The following is a 26373-nucleotide window of genomic DNA, read 5'->3' as shown; positions in this document are numbered from 1 at the left end:
CTCTTTTAAGGGGGAGGTTCAACACAGAAAGTCATGATGTTAAGACTCCTATATTTTTTGATGATCGCTGTATGTATCGCCCCAACAATCCCCGGATTTGTAGGTGTGGTTCTGTCATCGATAAATTACATTCCGCCGCTTGGCTATACCCAACCATCAATAAACGGTTTTAACGCCGTATTTGCTTGGAGCGGAGTATGGGAGTCTATCTCTCTAACGGTTTTCACAACATTAGTAAGTACGTTTTTAGCGTGCATACTAACGTTTTTCATTCTGCAAGCGTGTTGGCGATCTACTTTTTGGCAGAAGGTAGAACTCACTCTTTCTCCCCTACTCGCCTTGCCCCATGTTGCCTTCGCTATCGGCTTTTCATTTCTGTTTGCTCCAACGGGAATGATCGTAAGAGCGCTGCACCCTATTCTGGACATGATGCCTATTTTTGGCGATACCGTTTGGGATTTTAATATTGTTCACAATCAAGTAGGTTGGGGACTAATCGCAGTACTGACTCTAAAAGAAATTCCTTTTTTGCTGCTCATGAGCATTCCTATTTTGCAGCAGCTAAAAATCAACCAAACCACGCAAGTCGCGCATAGCCTTGGATATAACGATGCGCAAATGTGGTGGAAATGTATTTTCCCCCAATGGCTGCCTAAACTCCGGTTTCCGTTGCTTGCCGTATTGGCATATGGTGCCTCAGTCGTTGATTTAGCCTTAATTGTAGGCCCAACTAACCCACCGACGTTTGCGGTTTTGGTTTGGCAATGGTTTAACGATCCCGATCTTTCTTTGCTTCCTCGCGCAGCAGCAGGAGCCGTTATTTTATTCTTCGTCTGCGCTTTGTTAATCGCAGCCTTGCGTGGCGTGGAGACACTTTCAGTTAGAAAATGCCGAGCTTGGCAGGTTGGTGGTCGATTCGGCATCAAAATGCCCGGTAAAACACTATTCTTGGCCACAACGTTAATTGCATTTCTCACGTTGCCGTTAATGGTCATTTGGAGTTTTGCCCAGCGCTGGCGTTTTCCCGACTTGTTCCCAACACGTTTAAGTGAACGTTTTTGGTCAAACGAATGGCAAGGTATCATTCCAACGGTGCTTGATAGCCTGTCGATAGCCATTATTTCATCGACTATTGCCCTTATTCTTGCTTTGGTTGGTCACGAATACCGTATTCGACATCGCGTGCATGTTCCAGGGTTCATTATTGCGATTCCGATGTTAGTGCCTCAGCTCTCTATATTATTTGGGCTCCAGATTACTACGCTGCTTTTTTCATCGGACGCTTATTATTTCTGGGTTTGTTGGGCGCATGTATTCTTCGCATTCCCATACGTATTTTTGTCGTTAGATGGTCCTTGGCGCAGCTACGACAATCGCTTGACCCAAGCCGCGCTCAGCTTGGGGAAATCCCCGTTCCGAGCATGGTGGTCGGTTAAAGCGCACATTCTCTTCCCTGCCATCATTTATGCTTGGGCTGTGGGAATTAGCGTGAGCTTAGCTCAATACCTACCTACGCTAATGCTTGGTGCAGGAAGGATCGCGACTATAACAACAGAAGCCGTCGCATTAACCAGTGGGCACGATAGACGAGTCACCGCTATTTATGCTCTTTGGCAGGCACTTTTGCCACTGATATTCTTTACCTTTGCGATGCTCACCAATCAGTTACAAAACAGACGTTTACGTCGTACACAATCAGTAAGGACAGAAAGCCTTCATGACGCTTCAGCTAAAAAACCTCGTCATCCATGATCGAGAAAACAAAGCCCTTTTCAATCCGATTTCTTTTGAGGTCGGAGACGGCGAAGTCTTTACTTTGATGGGACCAAGTGGATGCGGTAAATCGTCATTACTCAGTACCATTGCAGGGCACCTTTCCGACGATTTCAAATATTCAGGCAATATCTTGATTGAAGATAAAGAGGTCGGCGACATTAGCCCCCACAAACGTAAAGTTGGGTTTCTATTCCAAGATGACTTGCTGTTCCCTCATCTAAATATTTGGGAAAATTTGGCATTTGCTTTGCCTAACTCAGTGAAAGGCCAAGAACGAAATCAACAAGCGATGTTGGCATTAGAAAAAGTTGGGTTGGAGAAACTGGCAAACTCGTTCCCTAACCAAGTATCTGGCGGGCAAAGAGCCCGTGTAAGTTTGCTTCGCATGTTACTTGCTCAACCAAGAGTCGCCTTGCTTGACGAACCATTCAGTAAGTTAGATAAAGATCTACGCGTCCAGTTTAGAGAATGGGTATTCCAACAGTTAAAGGATGCAAACATACCCGCTTTAATGGTCACACACGATGAAGCCGACGTTCCAGCCGACAGTGCCTGCTTGAGCTGGCCATGGGAGAAAGCCCATGCTTGATAGATTCAGTATTAAGGTAATTCGCGCTCCACTCAATTTGGTGGCTCAATCGCTGGATAAGTTAAACGTGACTGCCAATCAAGCGACATTTGTGGGGTTTCTTATTGGCTGTTTGGCATTTCCAGCATTGATTCTTCAAGAATACAGCTGGGCACTGCTATTTATTGTATTAAATAGGATTGGGGATGGCATTGATGGTGCTCTAGCCAGAAGGCACGGCATCACCGATTCCGGCGGCTTTCTCGACATCAGCTTGGATTTTCTCTTCTACTCGTTAATCCCCTTTGGATTCGTTGTTGCCAACCCAGAAGCCAACGCTATCGCAGGTGCCTTTTTGATCTTTTCATTTATCGGTACTGGGTGCAGCTTTTTGGCATTTGCGGTGATGGCGGGTAAACACAACATTGACAACCCGGTTTACACCAACAAATCCCTCTATTACATGAGTGGCATTACCGAAGGAACCGAAACCATAGCGTGTTTTGTGCTGTTCTGCTTATTCCCACAATACTTCTCAGTTATTGCCTTTGTGTTTGGCTCTCTATGCTGGATAACCACATTTACTCGAATCTGGTCTGGTTTCCATACTTTGAAGAATATTGAAAACAAAACCAATAAAGATTCAACTAATGAAGAGTGTCAAAAAACTAATACTTAAGTGCTAAGTATCAAAAGTGTAATAGAAAGAACCTTATTAAAGCTTGCTAAGTTTTATTACTTTTAATGGAATTCCTGTCCATAATACTTTGTAGCTGTTACTATTTTTACGAATTGGAACTTTATAAAAAGCAGAAGACTAAGTGCTCTAAAATCTTTACTTTATGTCAATACTTTGAGTAACCATAATTTATCCATACGTCTATGCCCAAAAGGGTAACCTTAAAATTACCAATATGAATAGAACATGCATTCTTGGCTCATTATTACTAGTTATAACTGGTTGTGCTGCCAAACAAGATGTCGCCCTTACAATCTCGTGTGCTGAAAATGCTATTGGCGATGTTATTTACCACAAAAATAAGAGCTATTTAGTTGTAGATAATCAAACAATTAGATTTGAAGAAAATCTCGCTAAACTTAAGGCTGGCGAGATTCGGTTCTGTACCTCACATGTAACCAATATGACAGCACTGTTTTATAAAGATCACACATTTAATCAAGATATTAGTGATTGGGATACATCAACCGTCACACGTATGTCGAATATGTTTTACGAAGCCTTCAAATTCAATCAAAACATAAGTCAATGGAACACTTCAAAAGTAGAAACCATGAAAGGAATGTTCCGTAGTGCCCGAGAATTTAATCAAGATATTGGCAACTGGAATACATCCTCAGTAGAAAATATGCGAATGATGTTTTTTTTGGCCTCTACATTCAACAAACCTATTGGCGAATGGGATACATCACAAGTGACGAGTATGTCGGGAATGTTTGGTGGCAATGAATCATTTAATCAAAGTATTGGTAAATGGAACACTTCTCAAATGAGTAACATGAGCAGTATGTTTGCTGGCGCTATAAAATTTAACCAAGACATAGGTAATTGGGATACCTCACAAGTGACTGATATGTGGGGAATGTTTAGTTATGCCATATCGTTTAATAAGGATATCAGTCAGTGGGATACTTCAAATGTACTTAACATGGCGGATATGTTCATCGGCGCCAAGGCATTCGATCAAAATATCAGTGGATGGAATGTGTCTAAAGTAGATACTTACCTTCGGTTTTCACACGAAAGTGGACTCCAAGAAAAGCACCGCCCCAAAATCCCTTACTTTTTTGATTTTTAGAGATAATTATAATACGGCAATTTCTAATCCTAATATTAGACTGAATAACGTTCGGATAGTAACTAGCGTAGAAGCTGATACAGGATTCCAAACGTTACCTTCAAAACCCACCTTTTTACTAGCAGGCAATCCTAAACCGCCGTAGGCTGTTTCTCTCGGTTACTAATTTTCTTAGCGCGGCGAATCGCGGACTTTTTAGACACTTTTTTCTGTGCCACTTGAAAAGATTGCGCTTGCTTGAGTTCTTTCTTTGCTTTCTTTAATTTATCTTTTGCAGCAATAGCGGCAACCTCTGCTTTTTCAGCTTGCTCCATGGCGCGCTTGGCTTCTTCTGCTGCTTGTTTGGCAAGTTGAACCGTTTTTTCGACTTCCTTTTCGCTCTTCTCAAACAGTTTCTTTAGTTTTTTTAGATCGTTTACTGGCATAGTGTTTTCTCCTTTTCTCATTCAGCCTGCTGGTCTTATCCTGCTTTTGTCATGTCTCTCGGGCTTCCAACAACCTTCGGATCGAGCCTATTAACCACATCGTGATCTTTCCCTGGGTAATCAATCAGGCTTAAGAAGTGGCGCATACAATTGATCCGTCCTCGCTTTTTGTCGTCGGAGCGAATTACAGTCCACGGCGCGTCTTTGGTATCGGTGTGAAACATCATGGCGTCTTTGGCACGGCTGTAATCATCCCACTTGGCAAGAGAAGCCATATCTACGGGGCTTAACTTCCATTGCTTAAGAGGATCGTTCTGGCGAGATTTAAAGCGGCGAAATTGCTCGGTTCGGCTTACAGAAAACCAATACTTAAATAAGCGGATACCCGAATTGGCGAGCATGCGCTCTAGTTCGGGGGTTTGTCTCAAGAACTCTAAGTACTCGTCGTCTTCGCAAAACCCCATTACCTTTTCAACGCCTGCTCGGTTGTACCAAGAACGGTCGAATAAAATGATTTCACCTTTGGTTGGTAAATGCTGAATATACCGTTGGAAATACCACTGATTTCTTTCTCGTGCGTTGGGTTTTTCAAGCGCGATAACGTGTGCACCACGCGGATTTAGGTGCTCCATAAATCGCTTGATGGTTCCGCCCTTACCCGCTGCGTCTCGCCCTTCGAAAAGAATGACAATACGCTCGTTGTTTTCTTTAACCCACCCTTGCAATTTGAGTAGCTCAATTTGCAGTTCGTGCTTGTGGCGTTCGTATTCCACAACATCCATTTTTGTTTTATATGGGTATTTGCCGTCTGCATTCCACGGAATCTTGCCGTTTTTCGCGTTGAGATCGAATAAGATTTCTGCCGATTTTTGCTTTTTAGCGGTCTGAATTACAGACACAGGATTTGAATTAGTTTGACTCATATACTGCGCTTTCCTTTTCATACGGACTTGCTTTCGGGGCTAAAGCCGGTGAGCTTCACAAAGATGTCTATTTCTTTACCTCAATTATGCTATGGTTATTCATGTAAATTAAATGTTATTATTCTATAACTTCTATAACTTATAATTATCACCATGAACTTAATACAACTTAAGCTTTTCAGTGATTTAGCTCGTGAACAGAGTTTTGTTAAAGTGGCTAAGTTGAACCACATAAGCCAGCCTGCCGTAAGTGTCCATGTTAAAAAGCTTGAAGACGCACTTGGGCAGCAGCTACTTTCTCGTACTTCTCAAACGACTCAGTTAACCCCTGAGGGTTTGCTTATTTTGGAAGATGTGCGGGAAATTCTGCGCTTATGCGAGAACATCAAAATAAAATCAAATTACAGCACTGGTGTTTTAGAAGGGCATATTCGGATCGCCGCTATACATAGTGTAGGCATGTATGAGCTGGGGGACTTTCTTTCTGGTTTTATGAAGGCATTTCCTAAAGTCTGTGTTCATTTAGAATACGAGCACAGCGAGGCGATTTATGAAGCGGTTCGAAAGGAAAAAATCGACATTGGTATTGTGGCTTACCCAAAGCCAAACCATCTCATAGAATCGATTCCATTTTCAGAAGATGAGTTGGTATTGGTCACGGGAAACAAACACAGGCTCAGCGGTAAAAAATCCATTTCCATTCAACAGCTAAAAAATGAGCCTTTTGTAGCATTTGGAGAAGGTATTCCAACACGCGTTGTTATAGATAAGCTTTTGCAAGATAGTAACGTCGATGTGAACATCCGAATGACACACAATAATGTATACACGCTTAAAAAAGCGGTTGAAGCGGAGATTGGGGTTTCTATTTTGCCAAATGAAACAGTTAAAGAAGAAGTTTCAAAAGGGACGCTTCACCGCATCCGTGTAACCGACATCGATTCCAAACGCCCTCTTTCGATTATCCGCCTTGCCGCTAAAGACATATCGACGCCATTAGAAGTGTTTATCAAAGAGCTGCTCAATTTTGCTGATAAAACATAAAGTTGATATAAGGCGCTGTTGATCAATCAAGATGTTTTTGGCGGTGATTTAACTCTCCCTTTTGAAACCCTCAACCTGTGATATATTGTCGAAACGCGATTCCGCCGATTTTTGTATTGCTTGCTACGCAAGGAATCGCGCCAATCAAAATACATCGAATCTAATAAAAACTCGAAAGGTAAACTCATGGTAAAACATGCCATCATCACAGGTGCTAGCCGTGGTATTGGAAAAGCGCTTGCACTTTATTTCGCAGGGCAAGGATATTCACTCAACCTAATGGCAAAAAGCAGAGATAACTTGGTTACTGCCCGCACCGAAATGCTGGAGCTGAACCCAAAGATCGATATAGATATTTTCCCAGTGGACTTTGCGCAGCCAGAAAAAGTAGAGCAAACACTGACGCAGATCTTGAATGTGCACCCACGCGTTGATGTATTGGTAAACAGTGCTGGTATTTTAACCGCTGGTAACATTGATGTTTCTTTGGAAGCACTGTCTACACTGATAAACGTCAACCTTGTGTCTACAATTCAAGTGACGAACCAAATTGCACAACAAATGAAAAAGCAAGGACACGGGCATATCTTTAACCTTGGCTCAACGGCTGGGTTGTCTCCTGTGAGTAAGATTGCCGCATACTCTGCTTCAAAAGCCGCAATCGTTAGCTACACCGAGTCGCTCTACACAGAAATGTTGTCTTGTGGAGTGCAAGTTTGCTGCTTATGCCCGAGTGTGGTCGATACGGATATGACAAACGATGGTCGCATTGATAATGCAGAAAAAATTGAAATCGACGATCTGTCGAAAGCGGTCGACTTTGTTATGAATCTTTCTTCGGGAGCGGCAATGGCAATGCTCCCCATTCGATGCAAAGTCATTGATTTAGAAAAAGCCTAATCGATATAAACATAGGTGGAACTGACCTTAAAAATATAAAGGTGATATTTCAAAACACAAAGGGTGAACAGATTGTCTGTTCACCCTTTTTTGTTTCGTCAATCGAGTACGTTAACAAGCCACCTTGTTCAGCCCGGTAACCAGCCGTTTTACGGCTTCGACCAATTCTTCTTCATTGGCGTTGGTAAAATTCAGTCGAATTGCGGACTTTTGCCCTTCACTGCTTGGATAAAAAACAGGGCTTGGTACAACCGCCACACCATTGTCTAATAAACTTTTCGCAAGCTCGTAGCTATCGCATTCAGGTAGCGTGACCCAGATGAACATCCCACCCTGAACAGCTTGCACATGACAACTTGATGGAAGATGTGTATCCAACGCCTCTTTTAAACACAGGTAACGTTGGCGGTATAAATGTCGAATCGCTGTTAAGTGTTGCTCGAAATCATTGTGAGTGAGCAAACCCAGAAGCACCGCTTGCATGGGGACACTAGAATGCAGATCTGCACCCTGTTTAATTTTGATAAGCGGTTCTAGATATTCATGTTTTCCGGTCACAACGCCCATACGTAAACCTGGAGAGGCAATTTTAGAAAATGATCTTAAAACAATGGAATGTTGCGGACAAAAGTCTGAAACCATAGGTAAAGCGTCACCTTCAAACCTGAGCTCTCGGTATGGGGCATCTTCGATAAACGCCACATTATGTTGCTTACAGAGTTCAGCGACACTTTTACGCACCTCTAACGACCAGCAAACTCCGGTTGGGTTGTGGAAATCGGGCACCGCATAAAACATTTTGGGCTGCTCGGATGCAAAGCACGCTTCAAGTTCTTGAAGGTTTGGCCCATCCTCACCTTGTGACACCGTCACTATATTGGCTTGCACAAACCCAAAAACTTGCATAGCACCAAGGTAACTAGGCGCTTCCATGACGACTTTGTCGCCTGGGTTAACATAGGCTCTCGCAATCAAGTCAAGACCTTGTTGTGACCCTGTACACACCATAGCTTGGTGCGTCTCTGGCAATTCATAAGCAGAGGATAAGTAATCCAGCAACGGTGGATAGCCTGCCGTTAATCCATATTGAAACACATTGGGATGATCAGAAAGCTGTTCCAAAACGGGCTTCATCAATGAAATGGGAAACGTCGATTCGTCGGGCAAACCACCGGCAAGCGATATCACGCTTTTATCACTCGCCGCACTTAAAATTTCTCGAATATACGATGATTGGACTTGTTTTAGCGATTGAGCGACTTCCATTTTTTTTCCGTTTCAGTATTGGGTACTGTCATTGATATTACGCACAGTTGTAAATATTTGTTTGTCCATTTATGCTTATCATTATATCCATTTATGCTAATTGTTATTTCTGAAGAGAGCACCAAGTTATGAACTCACAGCATGTCTCACGCATCAACGATGTTCTCTTTCATATACATCAAGACATTAGTGAAACCCTCAGTGTCAAAGAGCTTATGTCAATTGCCGCATACTCTGAGCAGCACTTTCACCGCGTGTTTAAAAATGTTGTCGGGGAATCCATTCACCAATACATACGACGAACGAGAATGGAATACGCAGCAAACCAATTGATGTTCGATACAAACTCGCCCATTCTGGATATAGCCACACACTGTGGGTTTGCCTCTCTCTCTTCTTTCAGCCGCGCATTTAAGGCCACGTTTGATATGTCACCCGGAGAATGGCGCAAGCACGACTTAAAAGTATCGGATAAGCCTTACCTAAAAGATCCGGAAATCGCACAAGGCTATAATCGGGTTGCACAGCGTGAGTTACCCACCCCAAAAATAGTCGAAGTTCAGGAAAGAATGGCGGCCTATGTGCGCCATAATGGATACAGTCGCTCCATTAGGAATGCGTGGCTAACTCTTCGTGCGTGGGCGAACAGTGAAGGCGTCACTTTCACCCATCAATATGGTCTGCATCACTCTAACCCTGCTTGGGTCGAACTAGATCAATGTCGATACGTCGCCTGCGTTGGTATAACGGAACCACTAAAATATCGTGGGGTGGTTAACCAAATGGTGATTCCCGGAGGGTTACACGCCGTATTTCGTTTAACGGGAATTTATGGTGAACTGCTCCCTCAAATCAGCGCCGTGTTAGAAAACTGGCTACCAAAATCAGGCTTTAAACTTCGCTCGACACCAGCTTATGTGCATTATCACAAAAACCATTTTCTCAATGATGATGAAGCATTCGAACTCGACTTTTATCTACCAGTACGTTTCTTTTAGCCCTAAAGATACGCATGAAAATGCATTTACTACGTCATTAACCTCTCAACCCTTAATAACAATTAGCTCAATTATTAGACATGTGAACCATACTGAGGATCAATTCGTTGCCCTTTTAACGAGAATTGATATCATCGCGAAATAAATAGTCGGGGAGCCTTTGGGCTGAGATCGCATAGCGAGACCCGTTGAACCTGATTCAGTTAACACTGACGTAGGGAACTATACCTCTCACTTTCGATGGATCGATCTCGGCACCAATCCACTCTCAAGTTAGAACAGTTCTCGCACGTCGGTATGCGGGAGCTTTATATGACACTTTCTAATCAAGCAAGCAAAAGCCTTACTGGTGATACGCCCATCGTTTTGACCATTGCGGGTTCGGACAGTGGCGGCGGCGCAGGTATTCAAGCCGATATCAAAGCCATTTCGGCGACAGGCAGCTTTGCTTGCTCGGCTATTACTGCCATTACCTCACAAAATACCTGTGGTGTTTCCGCTATTTTCCCTATTCCTTTGGATCACGTTGCGAGCCAGCTCGATGCAGTGTTTTCAGATCTCAATGTGATTGCAGTAAAGGTCGGAATGCTGGCCGATTCAGGCATCATAAAAGTCGTTGCTGACAAAATTAAGCAATATCAACCTAAGCATTTGGTCGTCGACCCTGTAATGGTTGCCACCAGCGGAGATTTACTGCTTAAAGAAAGTGCCATCAGCACTCTAAAAACAGAGCTCCTTCCACTTGCCGATGTCATTACGCCAAACTTACCTGAAAGCGCTACGTTAACAGGGTCTCCGGTGCCAACAACATCGTCAGAAATGGATCAAATGGTCGCAAAGCTTAGAGTACTTGGTTGTTCCTCTGTTTTGCTTAAAGGTGGTCATTTGGAAAACGACAATGACAGTGATGACTTGCTTATTTTTGCGGAGTCCGTAGAAACGCTATCCGCAAAACGAGTCGATACAAAAAATACTCACGGTACGGGCTGCACGTTATCTTCCGCTATCGCTTCTTACCTTGCCCAAGGTCACGACCTTATTTCTGCTGCCACTTTGGCAAAATCTTATATTTCTCAAGCCATCAAGCATTCTGATGAGTTAGATATTGGTAAAGGACACGGACCGGTTCATCACTTCTTTAGTGGGCATGCAGATGTACGGTGACAAACCGGATTTTTCCACCATGACTGGAAAGGGCTACACCTTAAACGTCGAAAAAGGTCACCTCCAGTATATCGATGCGGAAGCTCCGACGCTTTCGGGTATCAACATGACCATTCCTATTGGAGAATGGACATGCCTTCTCGGAAGAAGTGGTTGTGGGAAAAGCACGTTGTTGCGCTACCTAGCAGGGTTGCTTAATGACAAAGCAAATTGGGATGGTCAGATTGTGCTGGAGTCGATGGGGAACCGGAAAGTGGTTTTCATTGGCGACCAAATAGCCTATATGGGACAGCAAGATTTATTGATGCCTTGGTTATCGGCATTGGATAACGTTTTGCTCAGCACTCGCTTTGCTGGATTTGGTTCAACGAGTACTGCAAGTATTGGTAAACGTGAACAAAGAGAAAAAGCACTCCACCTACTTGATCAAGTTGGGTTGCTCGATAAGCAATCTCTTCTTCCACAGAAGATGTCTGGAGGAATGCGACAACGTGTCGCTATTGCCCGAACTTTAATGCAAGACAAGCCAATCGTGCTTATGGACGAACCCTTCTCCGCTCTCGATGCGGTAAACCGACATAAGCTACAAAATCTTGCTTGCGAACTACTAAAAGACAAAACCGTGTTACTCATTACTCACGATCCTCAAGAAGCCATTCGACTAGCTTCCAAGCTTTACATTATGCATAACACCCCCACTGAAGCGCAGTCACTACCCTTACCCATTACGGCGGTGCCCAGAAAGCTCGACGCCGAATGCGCTGCGCTACAACAAAGCATTATTGAAAGGTTGGAAAAAGATTATGAATAGCTCCAACCAAACCGATGCATCACAAACCAAGGCATTATCAAAAGCCTCAACGTTATCGAGAGCATTGTCTTCATCCAAAACCCTGTCTTTATCGAAAACCATTACGCATAGCGATAACGTCACGTATCCGATTATCCGCGCAATCATTAGCGTTGGAGTGATGTTCGGGATTTGGCAGGCGATTGTCGTCATTTTCGACATGCCGTCATTCATTCTTCCAGCACCGTTAGACGTATTTGAGCGACTAATAGAAAGACAAGATGTTCTACTCAAACACACTTGGGTTACCGCGCAAGAAATCTTACTCGGGTTACTACTCGGGCTTTCAATGGGGTTGGTTTTTGCACTGCAAATGTTGATGTTCAACCCATTAAAGCGTTGGTTGCTTCCGATTCTCGTCGCAAGCCAAGCCGTACCTGTATTTGCCATTGCACCAGTTTTAATGCTTTGGCTCGGCTACGGGATCACATCCAAAGTCGTGATGGCTGCCATCATCATTTTCTTCCCTGTCACCACTTGTTGCTATGACGGTCTGAGAAACACACCTACTGGGTATTTGGATTTGGCCAAAACCATGGGCGCATCAAAATGGCAAACACTGCGCCACATCCAACTGCCCGCATCGTTACCTACCCTTGCATCTGGAATACGCGTGGCGGTTGTGGTTGCGCCAATCGGCGCGGTGTGTGGAGAGTGGGTTGGGTCTAGTGAAGGCTTGGGTTATCTCATGTTGCAAGCCAATGCTCGAATGATGATTGATGAAATGTTTGCAGCGCTCTTTATTTTGTCTGCTTTGTCTGTGTCTTTGTATTTCATTGCCGACGAAGCACTTAAAAAGCTTATCCCTTGGGAAGGGTAATCTATCCAACAATTTTAATGCCTGATTTGGGCATAGCTAAGAAGGAAAATAGTTTGAAAAAAAATAAATTTATCAGTGCAATAGCACTTGCTGCCTCTGCTTTTACATTTAACGTAAGCGCTGAAGAAAAAAACCTCACTTTAATGCTTGATTGGTTTGTAAACCCTAATCATGGTCCTATTGTTATCGCTAAAGAACGCGGTTATTTCAAAGAAGAAGGCTTAAAAGTGGAGGTTCAAGAACCCGCGGATCCAAGTACACCACCTAAGCTGGTTGCAGCAAACAAAGTGGATCTTGCCATTTCTTACCAACCCAACCTTACGATTGATGTAGCAGCAGGTCTGCCTTTGATTCGCTCAGCAACATTGGTGGCGACACCGTTAAATACACTCACGGTTTTGAAAGACAAAAGCGTTAAAAATTTAAGCGACCTTAAAGGTAAAAAAATCGGCATCGCGATAGCGGGTAATGAAGAGGCCACAATAGGCACCATGCTCGAAACTGGTAATGTAAAATACAGCGACGTAGAAATCATCAATGTAGGTTGGGCACTCTCTTCCTCTTTAGCTTCTGGAAAAGTAGATGCTATTTGGGGTGGATTCCGCAACTTTGAAAGCAACCAGTTAGCACTTGAAGGCTATGAAGCGAAAGCGTTTTTCCCAGAAGAACATGGCGTACCCACTTACGACGAGCTGGTTTTTGTTGCCAACGCAAAAACACACGATAAAGAGGCAATCAAGGCGTTTAACCGTGCGTTAGAAAAAGCCACCACGTACATCGTGAACCACCCTAAACAGTCTTGGAATGAGTTTGTGGCATATTCGCCAGACACACTCAACAACGAACTGAACAAACGCGCTTGGAACGACACGCTAACACGCTTTGCCCTTCGCCCATCAGCAGTCGATCACAAACGATACGACGATTACGCCCAGTTCATGTTTGACAAGAAAATCATTCAATCACTACCTAAAGCTGAAGACTACGTCCCAAGCTTCAACTGATTGAGGGATCACTATGAATCATCAAGACTTGATCCAAGCATGCCGCAGTGACTGGGAAGAATACACCCAGCATTCATTTGTTCAGCAGCTAGCAAGCGGTTCGCTTGAACAACCTTGCTATTTGCACTATTTGAAGCAAGATTTTCTCTTCCTAAAACAATATGCTCGCGCGTACGCATTGGCTATTTACAAAGCGAGAACCTTAGAAGACATGCGTGATGCACTACCCAGTGTTCACGCCCTTCTGGACTCAGAGATAGCTCATCATGTCTCGTACTGTAAGGAGTGGGGGCTAAGCGAAACCGACTTGGAAGCAGAAGCGGAAGATTTCGGCACCGTCGCCTACACTCGTTATGTGTTAGATGCAGGAATGACAGGCGATCTCATCGATTTGTATGCGGCTCTTGCACCTTGCTCAATTGGATATGCAGAAATTGGTCGTCAATTGCTCTCTGACCCTGAAACAAAACTTGATGGAAACCCTTACGCGAGCTGGATTCAGCTATATGGCGGTGAAGAATTCCAACAAAGTGTCGCACAAGGAACGAAGACCATTGATAAGCTTCTGGCTGAAGTAGAGCTCGATAGCCCTCGTGGTAAAAACCTGATTCAGGTGTTTAAGACTGCAACCCGTATGGAAGTGGCATTCTGGCAACAAGGACTGAATGCGATCAAGGACGGAAAGATATGAATACTCAAGACATAGCAAAGGCACTCAGTGCCGTTAGAGATAATAAGCCTCTCGTCGTGAATATCACTAACTATGTGGTGATGAACAATACGGCAAACGCACTGCTCGCCATTGGTGCGTCGCCAATAATGGCGCATTCCCGTGAAGAACTAGCAGAAATGATGACGTTCTGTGGCGCACTCGTCATCAATATCGGCACGCTAGACAGCGTTTGGATTCCGCGTATGCAGTATGCGGTGGAGCAAGCAAACAAAAACGGCAAAATCGTCATACTTGATCCAGTAGGATGTGGTGCAAGCACCATTCGAACGGCAACCGCTCGCGAACTAGCTCAATCGGCTGAAAAACTGATCATACGTGGCAATGCTTCAGAGATCATCGCCATGGCTGGAGAGCAGGCTCAGAGCAAAGGTGTCGATGCATTGGATAGCAGTGACACTGCCGTTGGTGCAGCAAATCACTTAGCTAAGGCGTTAAACTGCAATGTTGTGGTATCGGGAGAGGTCGACTACATTGTCACACCATCGAAGATCTACAAGCTATCGAATGGTCATGCAATGATGCCGTACGTTACAGGAATGGGGTGTACCATGAGCGCATTAACGGGTGCTTTTGCAGCAATTGGCGATGAAACTGGGTTATCAGCGGCTGCCGTCTTAGGTGTTGCAGGTGAAATAGCAGCTGAAAACGCTGCAGGTCCTGGCAGTTTGCAAGTTTCATTACTGGATACGCTTTATCAACTTGATGAAGAAACTTTGATTGAACGGCTTAAGTTGTCATAACTAAATGGTGTAGATCCACTAAAGAGCGCTGTTTTGGCAGCGCTCTTTTTAACACCTCTTCTACTCCCCCCCACTCATCGAGGATACGACATGAGCCCTTACACACTCTACCTAGTCACAGACGATAAACAGGACATCGATACATTTTCATCAGTGCTTACTGAAGCCGTGAAAGGTGGTGTCACTATGGTACAAGTCCGTGAGAAACATGGAGATGTCCGCGCTTTTATCGAAAGAGCCTTGTGCGCTAAGTCGATACTTGCTGGTACGGGAGTTCCACTCATTATAAATGATCGAGTGGATGTCGCACTTGCGATCGACGCAGATGGAGTTCACCTCGGTCAATCCGATATGCCAGCTACCCTTGCCCGAAATCTACTTGGTGAAGACAAAATCTTAGGTCTATCAGTGGAAAGCAACTCACAGCTCGAAGAAGCAAAAATGTTGCCTGTCGATTATCTCGGAATCAGTGCCATTTTTTCAACACCAACAAAATCCGACGTAAAGTACGAATGGGGAATTGAAGGATTGATTCATGCAGTAAAAGGCAGCCCATTTCCAACCGTTGCGATTGGCGGGATCAATGAATCCAATCTAGTGGATGTTGTGACCACTGGGGTCCACGGCATTGCTTTAGTCTCTGCGATATGTCATGCACCAAGCCCAAAAATTGCTGCTGAGAATCTTCTTTCCAACATTCTTTCTGCACAAAAATAAGAAGACAGATGAGAATTGAGTCAAATTTGAGCTTCAAGAGAACATTCAATCTAGAGAGAACACACATACCGTTCATAATGTTGTAAGTGCATGGTTGGCATAGTAACATTTCAACGCTTTGGTCACTTGGAAACTGAGCTTAAATGAAAAAAGGCGTATTGTTCTTCATATCCTGTTCGGGTTTAATGCTACTAAGTGTGCTCACTGTATACGTGATATTTTTCGAACCAAGTATTCAAAATCTATCTAATACACAGCTCAAGGTCTATCACCCTAAAAATGAGCTCGCTAAAACCGAGACAGGTCGTAGAATAGTAGAAATAACTAACCTGTTGGAATCTCGCCCGAAAGAAGGGCAACAAGCGTTATTGGCTTTTGAAAAAACAATAGAAAATGAGATTTCGGCGCTAGAGTCCACATACTTTACTCTTGCTCAGCGTATCAACGCGATTAATAACAAAGATTCCGCACTAACAAAGTCAATTAATTTGCGATTAGAAGAGTTGTCAAATAATAGAAATTTATACTGGCTCAAGATCCAGCTATTGATAGAAAAAAGCAGTGAAATCAGTAGGCAGGGTAACTTAGCAACAGCATCTAAGCTAATTAGGCAAGCAATTTCAGAATCCAAGCGTCATCACTTTTTATTTTTACTGCCGAGCGCTTACAACGTCGCTGGTTACATCAGTAACGCAGAAAATCTATTAATGGATGCGCAAACTTACTTCATGAAAGGAATTGAGGTGTCGAATAGAATCGGTGATACCAGTTATCTCATTCGATTTTATAACAATATTGGCATACTTTACCTACACATTGAAAAGTGGACCAAAGCACTAGAGTATTTAGATAAAGCTCAACACTCCCCAATTCCTTACGGGTTAGAAGCCAATCGCGTTCTTCAGGTGATTCATCTAAACAAAGCCTTCATTTACTCCAAATTAAATGACCTAGAAAACATGACGGCTTCTTACGAAGAATCACTCAAGTATTATGATGACAGACATGCCAACCCTAATTTGAAAACTCTGAAATTAAAAGGCGATACGCAATACTACGTTTTCTCGAAACAATATAAGCAAGCAATCAATGCAGCAAACACCTGTTCTCAGTATTCAGAGTCCTTTAAATATCCACTGCAATTGGGACAATGTCAGATTCAAAAAGCTGAAGCTCAACTCAAATTAGGCGACTATCAGGAAGCTCTGTACACCATTGAGGATACTATTGTCACATTCTCATCTATCAACCATAAACGTTGGTTGATTAAGGCCTATGAAAAGAAAGCCGACATTCTTGAAGCGCTAGGAGAAACGGGCAAAGCGCTGCTCATGTATAAACAGTACTACGAACAAGATAAAAATCACCTATTGAGTAAAGTTTATGACCTTGAACATGCTTTTGTGACTCAACATATGAGGCAAGAACAGGACCTGCTGAATGTTCAAAACCAGCTGGGAGCTGCACAATTGGCCAAAGAGAAACTGCGATTTCAAATCGCCTGTACTTGGATTTTTATTGCTTTAATCTTCATCATTTTCGCCTTGCGAAAAGCTTCTCTTATCAAGAATGAAAACAAAGAACTGCATGATCTATCGTACATCGATGAACTGACCAAGCTTCATAATCGGCGACATTACCAACGTCAACTAACTAGCGACGACATTTTAAGCCGAGAGCAACATTATCAAATCGCCTTATTTGACCTAGATAACTTTAAATCGGTTAATGATACCTTCGGGCACGACGTTGGAGACGAAGTACTCATTGAAACGGCTAAACGCTTGAGCGGTCTTGTATCCGGTGCGGAACTGCTTATCCGCTGGGGAGGTGAAGAGTTTTTGGTACTAATGCGATCCGATGATCACTTAGAAACTCGCATCAATGCCATGTTGAAATGCATCAACAGTGAAGCGTTTCTTACGCAAGCTGGAGCGCTCGATATTACTGTCTCCATTGGAGTTAGCAAACCAGCTGTCCCAAATGAGCTTTGCGACAGCGATGATAGCTTTCGCAAAGCAGATCAAAACCTTTATGAAGCTAAACGCTCAGGGAAAAACAGAGCCGTTTTCCCCAAAAGTGAGTAATTCTGCATTCCCTATCTAGACGCCCACTATTCGATGATTTAAGAAAACACCATGGCTTTTAAGCTCGAATTTTCATCTTTATCTTTAAACTCAGGTGGATTTTCTAGTCGGTATTGGTAAGTCAATGCAGGCGCTTCGCTCTTCATCCCTTCAATTAAGAAGTCGGGGCTTACGCTGGGTGAATTGACGCACGCGAGTACTTCCCCACTCTCTGTGAGTAAATCGGGTAAACGGCGCAAAATCTTTTGATAGTCTTTGGTGAGCGCAAAACTGCCCTTTTGAAATGACGGCGGGTCAATAACGACGATATCATAAGGTCCATACTTCTTTATTTTCCCCCATGATTTAAAAATATCATGCCCCATAAAACTGACTGAATTCAGGTTATGCCCATTTAATTTGTGATTGTCCCTGCCTCGGCTCAAGCTCGATTTCGCCATATCAACGTTAACCACTTGATCGGCTCCGCCCTCAATCGCTGCCACTGAAAAACCGCAAGTATAGGCAAATAGGTTTAATACCTTTTTGTGCTTTGCACGCTCACGCACCCAGTCTCTACCCAAACGCATATCTAGGAATAAGCCAAAATTCTGGTTTTTACCCAGCTCCAATTGATACTTTAGCCCCGATTCCATCACAACCGGTTTCAGGTCTGGTTCGCCCCAAATCACCTCAAAAGGTGCACCATCTTGGTAACGATGCTGGAGTAAAATGGCATTCAGTCCGCGTTGCAGGTATGCTTTCTTGTTTGTTAATCCCAGTAATCCATCTTTAAGTTCATTTAGAAAATCAGGCTCTACAGATTTGAATAGATGAACAACAAGCTGACCTTGTAGCCAATCTACGGTAAGTTGTTCTAGCCCATCCCAACATAGACCGCGACCATGAAACAAACGTCTTACCTCATCGGGCGTTTGCTCAATAGCTGAGTCTAGTACAGCCCATAACTGGGTTAGAGAATCTGTTTTCATTTTGTTTTCACTGTTGGCCATATTAGGTTCCAAGGAGTTGTCCACGCCTCTAGGGCTTCTTTTATTACTGGTGACTGCCATTTTTCGCCACAGTGAGCATGTTCGGCAGGATTACAGAGAAATTCGAAAAGATGGCCATCATACGTAAACCTGAGCGCATACGCATGAAGATACCCGCGGTCCGAAACGGAAGACGGATGGTAAATATCATCACCAACAATCGGAGAGCCAACCGATTTTAATGCGACTCTGATTTGATGAGTTTTACCTGTATGAGGTTTACATAAAAATAACCGCTCTCCCACTTCTCCAGCTGATGAAAAGAACTGTGTAATAGCAGGGTTAGTTTTACTGCCCATCAATTTCCAACTGGATCGGCGAGAACGTTCCATATCACCCACAATCGTACCTTGCTTCTTTTTAGGCTTTTTTGCCCCAATCGCTAGGTAAAATTTTTCTATTTCACGCTTCGCAAACAGTGATGAGAGTTTATTGGCTGCTTTGGCATGCCTCGCCAGAATGAGCATTCCTGAGGTCATTTTATCTAAGCGGTGCACCAGATAGAGCTGTTCATCCCCTGATACTTTTGCAACCTCAATAGGCAAGCTAACGTCATCGTCATCTTTATGCACACTGACACCGAAGTGTTTATTAATAATGAGGAAATCGGGATGGGTATAGAGGATATCAAACATAAATGGCTCCTTCGCAGGCGCTGAATTATAGCGATTCCTACAGAAGAAGCCATTAAATACAGTAAGCTCTTACAAACTTACTTGGTTTACAAACTTAGAAAAATTACCAGCCTAGGTTATAGGAGAGCCTAATCTATTAGAAAACCCAAGTTATTGGAGAAACAAAGCTATTGGAAAACCTAAGGCTACTTAGGAAATTTTAAACTTCGATACTAAACCCTTAAGTTCATTCACACGCTCGCTTAAGCCTGTTACGTCGTGCGCACTGCGATCGACTAATTGCAATGAGCTCGCAGAAATATCATTAATGGTGCTGATATCGTTGGCAATTTCCTGAGTTACAGCCGTTTGTTCTTCTGTCGCGGTTGCAATTGCAGCGATCATTCCCTGTACCTGATTCGCACTTGCAACTATCTGATCGAGAGCCGCTCCTGCACCTGCGCTTTGCTCGACACCCTTCTCAACCAATTCAACACTATCAGAAGTAGAAGACATCACCTTCTGTGTACCCTGCTGGATAGCCTGGATGATTTCTGAAACTTCTTGAGTTGCTTGTGTAGTACGCTCAGCAAGAGCACGAACTTCGTCCGCTACTACAGCAAAGCCTCTACCTGACTCACCTGCGCGAGCAGCCTCAATCGCGGCATTCAGCGCAAGCAAGTTAGTTTGCTCTGCAATACCTTCGATCACTTTGATAACACTGCCAATTTGCTCACCGTGATCGTTCAACTCGCGCATGCTCACAGACATTTCAGCCATTTGAGTTGACGCTTTCTCGATGCTACCAACCATTTCTAAAATAACATTACGCCCACTTTCCGCTGCATCGCCAGATTGCGAAGCACTGTCTGCCGTTGCAACGCTTTGCTGCGCAACTTCACCAATCGTTAGGGTGAGCTCCTCAGACGCGGTAGAGATCAAATTCGCCTTATCGGCTTGTTCTGTCGCACCCTGAGAAATAGACGTGGTGACCTGAGAAAGATCCGTTGTAACGGTTTCCACTTGCTCACTAACCTGCGAAATGGAAGTCAAAAGTGTTTTCAGCGAACCCTGCATCGCATTGATGGATTCAGCGAGATTTGATAACTCATCGCCGCTATTGTCTACAATCTCATCCGATGTAAGATCACCATTCGCAATGCTCTTTGCAACCACTTCCAGTTTCTCAATACGACCGGTTAAAGAAGAAGACAAACGATAGGCTATAACCAAAGCAATCAATGAACCCACCACCAGTAACGTCATCATCGTATTGCTCATGGATGACAAAGAATCATTTAGTGTATTTAGACCATTTTCCACGTCGCTTTTTTCAGCCGCTGATTCACGGTCTAGAAGTTTTTCCATAGGAACCATGGTTTTCGATTCTATTGCCATTTTCTTGGCATACAGCTCTTTCATTTGCTCTGCTGTATTCCCTTCGCGACTTACTAAAGGAAACAGAGATTCTATTGAGCGTTTGTACTCAGAGCCAAAATTTCTAATTTGATTAACGGTATTTTTCGCTTGGGAGCTCGTTTCAATTTGCGCTAGGCTGTTCAGTGCACTTTCAAATTGACGGTAATTATCAATAAAGTCTGATTGCGCCGAGCTATCGCCTAGAATGACTCTCAAAGCATCACGCTGCATGTCTCCAGATTCATCTATCAAGGTAAGATAAAGCTCCATTCCCGGAACATCGTCTGTGCGGATAGCATTTTCTAAATCGTGAGCCGATTTCACCTGGAAAAAGACGACCGTAACGGATATAGCCATTAAAAATATTATGCTGCCAAAAGCGGCAGACAGCTTTTGCTTGACTGAAAGATTCATAGAACGTCCTTAAAAAGCCCAGTGTAAGAGCCTAAAAAATAAAACTAAAAAGAATAAAAATGGCAGAGCTCATATCATATGTAAGAAGAAGTGTTTCAATAAGCGTTGTTGATGTACAAAAGCCCGTCTACGTTTAGAAATGTACCTTACATCATTAACAATATGACATTCGATTTATATTCGAACACAAAAAGGCCCTAGAAACTAGGGCGTGAGTGTTTTTTAATATTCTTATAATTAAGCTGTGATCTTCTACGCAAAGAACACCACAAGCATTAATACAGGGCAAACTACTCGTACGTAGACAGGCCAAATTTTCCAAAACACTGAGTTTTCAACTTCTGGGTAACCCTGACGTATCTCTTCAAGTACTTTGTTTCTATGCCAAATCCAACCAACAAGCAGTGCCCAAACTAGACCCAATATAGGCTGAGCGTACACCGTTGTTGCCTGTACGACTAAACCAAATAGCGAACCAAAGTTTAGAACGATAATCGCTGAGATTAACGTAATCACTCCACCTATCCATATAACGGCAGCAGTACGGGTTTGCTTTAATTCTTCTATCGCACAAGCAACTGGAACTTCCAACATGGAAATGGATGATGTTAGTGCTGCGATCATCATAAGTGCAAAAAACATCATGCTGGCTGCGATGCCGAAGCTGCCCATAGTATCGAACATTGCGGGTAGTACAGTGAACACCAATGTGTCTGAACTCAGTAGAGCGCCCGTTTCATCGAAAATTTGAACGCCATGCTGTTTTGCTACGAACATCGCGGGCAAAACAAGCAAGCCGGCACAAATGGCGATGCCTGTATCGACAAGGGAAACCTGAACAGCTGTTTTAGGAATGTTGGTATCTTTCTTTAGGTAAGAGCCGTACACCATCATAGTTGCAACACCCAAAGACAATGAGAAAAACGCTTGCCCCATCGCACTCACCACTAAATCAGAGTTAAAGTGCGAGAAGTCAGGAACTAGGTACATTTTGAGCCCTTCAGAAGCGCCTTCTTGCGTAAGAATGTAGCCTATCATCACGACAAACAAGACAAGCAGCACAGGCATTAACCGGGTAGACCAACGCTCAATACCATTAGCGACACCGCTTCTTACTACATACATGGTTGCAATCATAAACATGATCATTAGAAACAGGTTTCGGCTATCACCGAAGCTTGTTAGCCATGTAGAGACCTCATTTAGTCCCACAATTTCCAACGCACTTCCAGCAAACTCACCAAACAACCACCCTGCAATAATGGCGTAAAAACTGAGAATAAGGGACGCCGCCATCATCGCTACAACACCTAAAAGTGCTGCACCCATTTTACCGTTTGGCCAAACGGCTTTAAGAGATCGAATGGGGCTGGACTGACCATACCGACCAATAGTGAGTTCTGCTATCAGCATTGGACACGCCAACACAAAAACCATCACAAGATAAGTAATTAAAAACACCGCGCCACCATTACTGGCCGCTTGAGTTGGGAACCCCCAGATATTACCTAAACCGACAGCACTGCCCGCAGCTGCCATAATGAAGCCCAATTTAGAAGAAAATTGAGCACGAGATGTTGATGCCATAAATACCGCCTGATTAGACTTATCACTGTAAAATTTAGTTTACAGTGATTAATTTTCTTAATTTCAACTGAATAATGGCAAGTAAAACAGTTTAAGATTAGAATTGGAAGCGCCCACAGTCTATTTAATCATTAAAGACTCAAAACCAAGTATTGTTCGCTTCTTTTTTAATCAAATTCAGATGTAAATCTTAATTGAAGTTAAATACTCAATATTAATTACCGCAACAAATCCGTACATTTTATTCACATCGTAGTTCAATAAAAAGCGCTAATATTCGGGCTATTCCACCCATTTCTCATTCTTAATAGGGATATGCGAGTAGTTGTTGTTTCTTCTTAAGCTCCTTCTGCTTATAGTGTTAGAATAAATTCGTTACTATCCTGATTTGTCGAGGAAAATGGAAAAGTTTTATCAGTTTGTCGCTCTGTTCGGTCTGGTTGCCTATTGGGTACTCGTTGCAGGGGTTACCATCCGCGTAGTGCTTAAGCGCAGAGCTGTTAGCGTTTCTTTGGCTTGGTTGATGATCATCTACATCATCCCAATCCTTGGCGTTGCATGTTACTTTCTGTTTGGCGAACTGAACCTCGGAAGAAAACGAGCTGAACGCGCTCAACGTATGTTTTCCCCCTACGAATATTGGTTCAATCAGTTGCACGATTGCCAAGCTCATCTTCCAGAATTAATGGAAGGTCAAATTTCCCAAATTCACGATCTGTGCTCAAATCGCACTGGTATCCCTGCTCTTTGTGGCAATACACTTTCATTACAAACTTCGCCTGTAAAAATCCTTCAGTCTGTTATTGAAGACATTAAGTCGGCAAAACACCATATACGAATGGAATTCTATATTTGGCACCCTGGTGGGCTGGCAGACTCCGTTGCATCCGCTTTGATACAAGCATCAAAGCGAGGAGTTAAAGTTCAAGTACTTCTCGATTCCGCTGGTAGCCATCGATTTTTTAAAAGTCACTGGAAAGCCATGATGGAAACAGCGGGCATTGAAGTCATTCATGCGCTTGCCGTATCTCCAATGCGTGTATTCCTGCGTCGGCTAGATTTACGTCAGCATCGAAAAATCATTGTGGTGGATGACGAAATTGCTTACACCGGCTCAATGAACATGGTTGATCCTGCGCATTTCAAACAAGGTGCGGGGGTTGGTCAATGGATAGACGTCATGGTTCGAATTTCAGGGCCAACTGTTAATGTTTTGTCGGCCATTCATGCATGGGATTGGGAAGTAGAAACAGGTAAACGAGAGTTTCCTACATTCCCTCACTGTCCTGTTGATCAAGAAAACGGTCTGCACCCAGTTCAAGTTGTACCATCGGGACCTGGGATGCCTGAAAACCTCATTCAGCAGGTTATGATTCTTTCTATCAATCAGGCGAAAGAATCCGTCAGAATCACTACCCCCTATTTTGTCCCGAGTGATCAGTTGCTAGAAACACTCAAAATGACAGCACAACGCGGTGTTAAAGTGCAACTTATCATTCCTCATCGCAATGATTCCATTATGGTGAAGTGGGCATCTAAGGCGTTCTATAGCGAATTGTTAAATTCAGGCATTGAAATCTATGAGTTCCGCGGCGGTTTGTTACACACCAAATCGGTCGTCATCGATCAACACCAATGTTTGATTGGTACGGTAAACCTAGATATGCGCAGCCTTTGGCTGAACTTCGAAGTAACTTTAGCTGTAGATGACGCTTCTTTCACAAAAGAGCTTTACTGGCTTCAAGAATCCTACATAGAAAATGCGCATAAAATCGAGTCGGCTACATGGTCGGAGCGAGGAATTGTCCATCGAATTTTTGAACGTGCCTATTTCTTACTCAGCCCCCTTCTTTAAAGGGAAATAACACTTGCGTTCCCCCCTCTTAAAATGGTTTAAATAGAATCAAATCTTTAGGGTCTGTTGACCTTTCGAGATGATTTTTGTAGCAATTTGTGGGTGATTTATACAAGGCAACGCTCATTCGGTGTAGTCGCTCTACATCAATGAGCGATAACGCAGTAGAAATAAGCCACAAATTCTGCCCGAAGGGTTCGTTTCTATGCCTTTTACTCTTTGTTGCAAGGTATTTGCTTAGAATGACTAAGAGATACACCTTGCGCCGCGATTAAAAGGCATAGAAATCGAACAAAATTTAACCACGAAAGGTCAACAGACCCTAGTAGGACAAGGAAAAAGAATGTCTGAGAAATACCAGACCAAGCTGGTCACAGCAGGACGCAGTAAGAAATGGACAAATGGCGTAGTTAACCCTCCAGTTCAGCGTGCATCAACGGTCGTTTTCAATACGGTTGCAGAAAAACATAAAGCCACTTCGGAGCGCCAAGGGCACACTCTTTTTTATGGACGAAGAGGCACTCAGACACATTTTGCTTTCCAAGAAGCTATGGTTGAAATCGAAGGTGGCGCTGGCTGTGCACTGTACCCTTGTGGCACAGCAGCGATTACCAGCGCTATTCTTTCCTTTGTTGAGTCTGGTGATCATATATTGATGGTCGACACCTGCTACGAGCCAACACGTGATTTCTGCAACGTGATGCTAAAAAAAATGGGTGTCGAGACAACCTATTACGACCCAATGATCGGAGAGGGAATTCGCGACCTCATTCAACCAAACACTAAAATTTTATTTACCGAATCCCCTGGCTCTATCACCATGGAAGTGCAGGATTTGCCTACTTTGTCCAAAATTGCTCACGAAAGCGACATTATTGTTATGTTGGACAACACATGGGGCGCAGGCGTTAACCTTTCTCCTTTTGAGCACGGTGTGGACATTTCGATTCAAGCGGCCACAAAGTACATCGTTGGTCATTCAGACGTGATGCTAGGTACAGCAGTCGCTTCGGAGAAATATTGGGATCAACTTCGTGAGCAAAGCTACCTACTTGGACAATGCGTTTCGCCGGATGATGCTTATTTAGGTTTACGTGGTATTCGTACACTGGATGTTCGTTTACGCCAGCACCACGAAAACAGCCTTAAGGTAGCCAAATGGCTAGAGTCTCGCCCTGAGGTCGACCATGTAAGACATCCAGCGCTAGAATCTTGCCCTGGTCATGAGTTCTATAAGCGTGATTTCAAAGGTTCAAATGGCTTATTTTCATTCGTACTGAAATCTTCATACCCTCGTGCCACAACAGCGCTATTGGACGGCATGAAACACTTTAGTATGGGCTATTCATGGGGTGGTTTTGAAAGCTTGATTTTGGCAAATGAGCCTAAAAGCTTTAACTACCTTAGAACGGTAGCCAACCCTAATTTCGAAGGGACACTGATCCGCCTACATATTGGCTTAGAAGATACGGATGATTTGATCGCCGATCTAGAAGCAGGATTAGAGCGCTACAATGCCATCATTCTTGAAAAAGCATCGTTAGAACAATAGAACTCAATCAAAAGAAAACCCCCAGCACAGACGCTGGGGGTTTTCATATAAAGCAGTTTTTGCTAGACG

Annotated in this window: 24 protein-coding genes and 1 riboswitch; of the genes, 17 read left to right on the top strand and 7 right to left on the bottom strand. The window is 43.5% G+C overall.

The window, feature by feature from the left end; translation table 11 throughout:
• The first annotated feature begins 36 nt into the window (after nt 1-36).
• From CW749_RS25820 to CW749_RS25805, 4 genes are all read left to right on the top strand, one after another.
• Nucleotides 37-1752 (top strand): thiamine ABC transporter permease, encoded by a 1716-nt coding sequence (locus tag CW749_RS25820; protein WP_101115337.1) that lies wholly within the window; start codon nt 37-39, stop codon nt 1750-1752.
• On the top strand, nt 1718-2365 hold the full coding sequence (locus CW749_RS25815; RefSeq protein WP_101115336.1) for an ATP-binding cassette domain-containing protein: 648 nt from the start codon (nt 1718-1720) through the stop codon (nt 2363-2365). The genes CW749_RS25820 and CW749_RS25815 overlap by 35 nt, the downstream gene beginning before the upstream one ends.
• Nucleotides 2358-3023 carry a CDP-alcohol phosphatidyltransferase family protein gene (locus CW749_RS25810; RefSeq protein ID WP_101115335.1) on the top strand — a complete coding sequence of 222 codons (666 nt, stop codon included), beginning with the start codon at nt 2358-2360 and terminating at the stop codon, nt 3021-3023. The genes CW749_RS25815 and CW749_RS25810 overlap by 8 nt, the downstream gene beginning before the upstream one ends.
• Before the next feature lie 235 nt (nt 3024-3258).
• Nucleotides 3259-4161 (top strand): BspA family leucine-rich repeat surface protein, encoded by a 903-nt coding sequence (locus CW749_RS25805; protein WP_101115334.1) that lies wholly within the window; start codon nt 3259-3261, stop codon nt 4159-4161.
• 131 nt (nt 4162-4292) lie between these two features.
• On the opposite strand, the gene CW749_RS25800 is transcribed toward CW749_RS25805, so the two are convergent.
• Nucleotides 4293-4586, bottom strand: a complete 294-nt coding sequence (locus tag CW749_RS25800; RefSeq protein ID WP_101115333.1) for a hypothetical protein — start codon at nt 4584-4586, stop codon at nt 4293-4295.
• Between the two features lie 35 nt (nt 4587-4621).
• Nucleotides 4622-5368, bottom strand: coding sequence for a polyphosphate kinase 2 (ppk2, locus tag CW749_RS25795; RefSeq protein WP_224055442.1), 747 nt, complete (start codon nt 5366-5368; stop codon nt 4622-4624).
• 294 nt (nt 5369-5662) lie between these two features.
• On the opposite strand from ppk2, the gene CW749_RS25790 reads away from it, so the two are divergent.
• Together CW749_RS25790 and CW749_RS25785 are read left to right on the top strand one after the other, a co-directional pair.
• Entirely contained in the window at nt 5663-6553 is an 891-nt protein-coding gene (locus CW749_RS25790) for a LysR family transcriptional regulator (RefSeq protein ID WP_101115331.1), read from the top strand.
• Between the two features lie 186 nt (nt 6554-6739).
• Entirely contained in the window at nt 6740-7453 is a 714-nt protein-coding gene (locus CW749_RS25785; protein WP_101115330.1) for an SDR family NAD(P)-dependent oxidoreductase, read from the top strand.
• Between the two features lie 111 nt (nt 7454-7564).
• On the opposite strand, the gene CW749_RS25780 is transcribed toward CW749_RS25785, so the two are convergent.
• Nucleotides 7565-8719, bottom strand: a complete 1155-nt coding sequence (locus CW749_RS25780; protein WP_101115329.1) for a PLP-dependent aminotransferase family protein — start codon at nt 8717-8719, stop codon at nt 7565-7567.
• Between the two features lie 128 nt (nt 8720-8847).
• Between CW749_RS25780 and CW749_RS25775 the strand changes: the two genes are divergently transcribed.
• From CW749_RS25775 to CW749_RS25735, 9 genes are all read left to right on the top strand, one after another.
• Nucleotides 8848-9717 carry a GyrI-like domain-containing protein gene (locus CW749_RS25775; protein ID WP_101115328.1) on the top strand — a complete coding sequence of 290 codons (870 nt, stop codon included), beginning with the start codon at nt 8848-8850 and terminating at the stop codon, nt 9715-9717.
• Between the two features lie 140 nt (nt 9718-9857).
• Nucleotides 9858-9955: riboswitch (TPP riboswitch) on the top strand.
• Between the two features lie 74 nt (nt 9956-10029).
• Nucleotides 10030-10881, top strand: a complete 852-nt coding sequence (gene thiD, locus CW749_RS25770) for a bifunctional hydroxymethylpyrimidine kinase/phosphomethylpyrimidine kinase (RefSeq protein ID WP_101115327.1) — start codon at nt 10030-10032, stop codon at nt 10879-10881.
• 19 nt (nt 10882-10900) lie between these two features.
• A complete protein-coding gene (locus CW749_RS25765) occupies nt 10901-11692 on the top strand; it encodes an ABC transporter ATP-binding protein (protein ID WP_101115405.1) in 792 nt (263 codons plus the stop codon).
• Nucleotides 11685-12551, top strand: a complete 867-nt coding sequence (locus CW749_RS25760) for an ABC transporter permease (protein ID WP_101115326.1) — start codon at nt 11685-11687, stop codon at nt 12549-12551. The genes CW749_RS25765 and CW749_RS25760 overlap by 8 nt, the downstream gene beginning before the upstream one ends.
• A 53-nt stretch (nt 12552-12604) precedes the next feature.
• Entirely contained in the window at nt 12605-13555 is a 951-nt protein-coding gene (locus CW749_RS25755) for an ABC transporter substrate-binding protein (RefSeq protein ID WP_101115325.1), read from the top strand.
• Nucleotides 13556-13568: 13 nt separating this feature from the next.
• Nucleotides 13569-14246 (top strand): thiaminase II, encoded by a 678-nt coding sequence (tenA, locus tag CW749_RS25750; RefSeq protein WP_101115324.1) that lies wholly within the window; start codon nt 13569-13571, stop codon nt 14244-14246.
• A complete protein-coding gene (gene thiM, locus CW749_RS25745) occupies nt 14243-15028 on the top strand; it encodes a hydroxyethylthiazole kinase (RefSeq protein WP_101115323.1) in 786 nt (261 codons plus the stop codon). The genes tenA and thiM overlap by 4 nt, the downstream gene beginning before the upstream one ends.
• A gap of 90 nt (nt 15029-15118) precedes the next feature.
• Nucleotides 15119-15745 (top strand): thiamine phosphate synthase, encoded by a 627-nt coding sequence (gene thiE, locus CW749_RS25740; RefSeq protein WP_101115322.1) that lies wholly within the window; start codon nt 15119-15121, stop codon nt 15743-15745.
• Nucleotides 15746-15888: 143 nt separating this feature from the next.
• Nucleotides 15889-17832 carry a GGDEF domain-containing protein gene (locus CW749_RS25735; protein ID WP_101115321.1) on the top strand — a complete coding sequence of 648 codons (1944 nt, stop codon included), beginning with the start codon at nt 15889-15891 and terminating at the stop codon, nt 17830-17832.
• Between the two features lie 38 nt (nt 17833-17870).
• Here CW749_RS25735 and CW749_RS25730 read toward each other — a convergent pair whose 3' ends face one another.
• The 4 genes from CW749_RS25730 to CW749_RS25715 form a co-directional block, all read right to left on the bottom strand.
• Entirely contained in the window at nt 17871-18803 is a 933-nt protein-coding gene (locus tag CW749_RS25730) for a class I SAM-dependent methyltransferase (RefSeq protein ID WP_101115404.1), read from the bottom strand.
• On the bottom strand, nt 18800-19498 hold the full coding sequence (locus tag CW749_RS25725) for a TIGR01621 family pseudouridine synthase (protein WP_101115320.1): 699 nt from the start codon (nt 19496-19498) through the stop codon (nt 18800-18802). The genes CW749_RS25730 and CW749_RS25725 overlap by 4 nt, the downstream gene beginning before the upstream one ends.
• Before the next feature lie 189 nt (nt 19499-19687).
• Nucleotides 19688-21310 (bottom strand): methyl-accepting chemotaxis protein, encoded by a 1623-nt coding sequence (locus tag CW749_RS25720; protein WP_101115319.1) that lies wholly within the window; start codon nt 21308-21310, stop codon nt 19688-19690.
• A 252-nt stretch (nt 21311-21562) separates the two neighbouring features.
• Nucleotides 21563-22897: a sodium-dependent transporter gene (locus tag CW749_RS25715; protein ID WP_101115318.1), complete on the bottom strand. Its 1335-nt coding sequence runs from the start codon at nt 22895-22897 to the stop codon at nt 21563-21565.
• Between the two features lie 400 nt (nt 22898-23297).
• On the opposite strand from CW749_RS25715, the gene cls reads away from it, so the two are divergent.
• On the top strand, nt 23298-24752 hold the full coding sequence (cls, locus tag CW749_RS25710) for a cardiolipin synthase (RefSeq protein ID WP_101115317.1): 1455 nt from the start codon (nt 23298-23300) through the stop codon (nt 24750-24752).
• A gap of 343 nt (nt 24753-25095) precedes the next feature.
• The gene (locus CW749_RS25700; RefSeq protein ID WP_101115315.1) at nt 25096-26304 is read left to right on the top strand and encodes a cystathionine beta-lyase; all 1209 of its coding nucleotides are present in this window, start codon (nt 25096-25098) and stop codon (nt 26302-26304) included.
• Nucleotides 26305-26373 lie beyond the last annotated feature (69 nt).

Source organism: Vibrio sp. vnigr-6D03 (assembly GCF_002835515.1).
Lineage (GTDB): Bacteria > Pseudomonadota > Gammaproteobacteria > Enterobacterales > Vibrionaceae > Vibrio > Vibrio penaeicida.
The sequence above is the reverse complement of the archived record's forward strand: the minus strand, read 5'-3'. Positions and strand labels throughout refer to the sequence as shown.

Coding starts and splice junctions, on each gene's coding strand:
- CW749_RS25820 (WP_101115337.1), top strand. CDS start 37: ATGTTAAGACTCCTATATTTTTTGATGATCGCTGTATGTATCGCCCCA.
- CW749_RS25815 (WP_101115336.1), top strand. CDS start 1,718: ATGACGCTTCAGCTAAAAAACCTCGTCATCCATGATCGAGAAAACAAA.
- CW749_RS25810 (WP_101115335.1), top strand. CDS start 2,358: ATGCTTGATAGATTCAGTATTAAGGTAATTCGCGCTCCACTCAATTTG.
- CW749_RS25805 (WP_101115334.1), top strand. CDS start 3,259: ATGAATAGAACATGCATTCTTGGCTCATTATTACTAGTTATAACTGGT.
- CW749_RS25800 (WP_101115333.1), bottom strand. CDS start 4,586: ATGCCAGTAAACGATCTAAAAAAACTAAAGAAACTGTTTGAGAAGAGC.
- ppk2 (WP_224055442.1), bottom strand. CDS start 5,368: ATGGATGTTGTGGAATACGAACGCCACAAGCACGAACTGCAAATTGAG.
- CW749_RS25790 (WP_101115331.1), top strand. CDS start 5,663: ATGAACTTAATACAACTTAAGCTTTTCAGTGATTTAGCTCGTGAACAG.
- CW749_RS25785 (WP_101115330.1), top strand. CDS start 6,740: ATGGTAAAACATGCCATCATCACAGGTGCTAGCCGTGGTATTGGAAAA.
- CW749_RS25780 (WP_101115329.1), bottom strand. CDS start 8,719: ATGGAAGTCGCTCAATCGCTAAAACAAGTCCAATCATCGTATATTCGA.
- CW749_RS25775 (WP_101115328.1), top strand. CDS start 8,848: ATGAACTCACAGCATGTCTCACGCATCAACGATGTTCTCTTTCATATA.
- thiD (WP_101115327.1), top strand. CDS start 10,030: ATGACACTTTCTAATCAAGCAAGCAAAAGCCTTACTGGTGATACGCCC.
- CW749_RS25765 (WP_101115405.1), top strand. CDS start 10,901: ATGACTGGAAAGGGCTACACCTTAAACGTCGAAAAAGGTCACCTCCAG.
- CW749_RS25760 (WP_101115326.1), top strand. CDS start 11,685: ATGAATAGCTCCAACCAAACCGATGCATCACAAACCAAGGCATTATCA.
- tenA (WP_101115324.1), top strand. CDS start 13,569: ATGAATCATCAAGACTTGATCCAAGCATGCCGCAGTGACTGGGAAGAA.
- thiM (WP_101115323.1), top strand. CDS start 14,243: ATGAATACTCAAGACATAGCAAAGGCACTCAGTGCCGTTAGAGATAAT.
- thiE (WP_101115322.1), top strand. CDS start 15,119: ATGAGCCCTTACACACTCTACCTAGTCACAGACGATAAACAGGACATC.
- CW749_RS25735 (WP_101115321.1), top strand. CDS start 15,889: ATGAAAAAAGGCGTATTGTTCTTCATATCCTGTTCGGGTTTAATGCTA.
- CW749_RS25730 (WP_101115404.1), bottom strand. CDS start 18,803: ATGAAAACAGATTCTCTAACCCAGTTATGGGCTGTACTAGACTCAGCT.
- CW749_RS25725 (WP_101115320.1), bottom strand. CDS start 19,498: ATGTTTGATATCCTCTATACCCATCCCGATTTCCTCATTATTAATAAA.
- CW749_RS25720 (WP_101115319.1), bottom strand. CDS start 21,310: ATGAATCTTTCAGTCAAGCAAAAGCTGTCTGCCGCTTTTGGCAGCATA.
- CW749_RS25715 (WP_101115318.1), bottom strand. CDS start 22,897: ATGGCATCAACATCTCGTGCTCAATTTTCTTCTAAATTGGGCTTCATT.
- cls (WP_101115317.1), top strand. CDS start 23,298: ATGGAAAAGTTTTATCAGTTTGTCGCTCTGTTCGGTCTGGTTGCCTAT.
- CW749_RS25700 (WP_101115315.1), top strand. CDS start 25,096: ATGTCTGAGAAATACCAGACCAAGCTGGTCACAGCAGGACGCAGTAAG.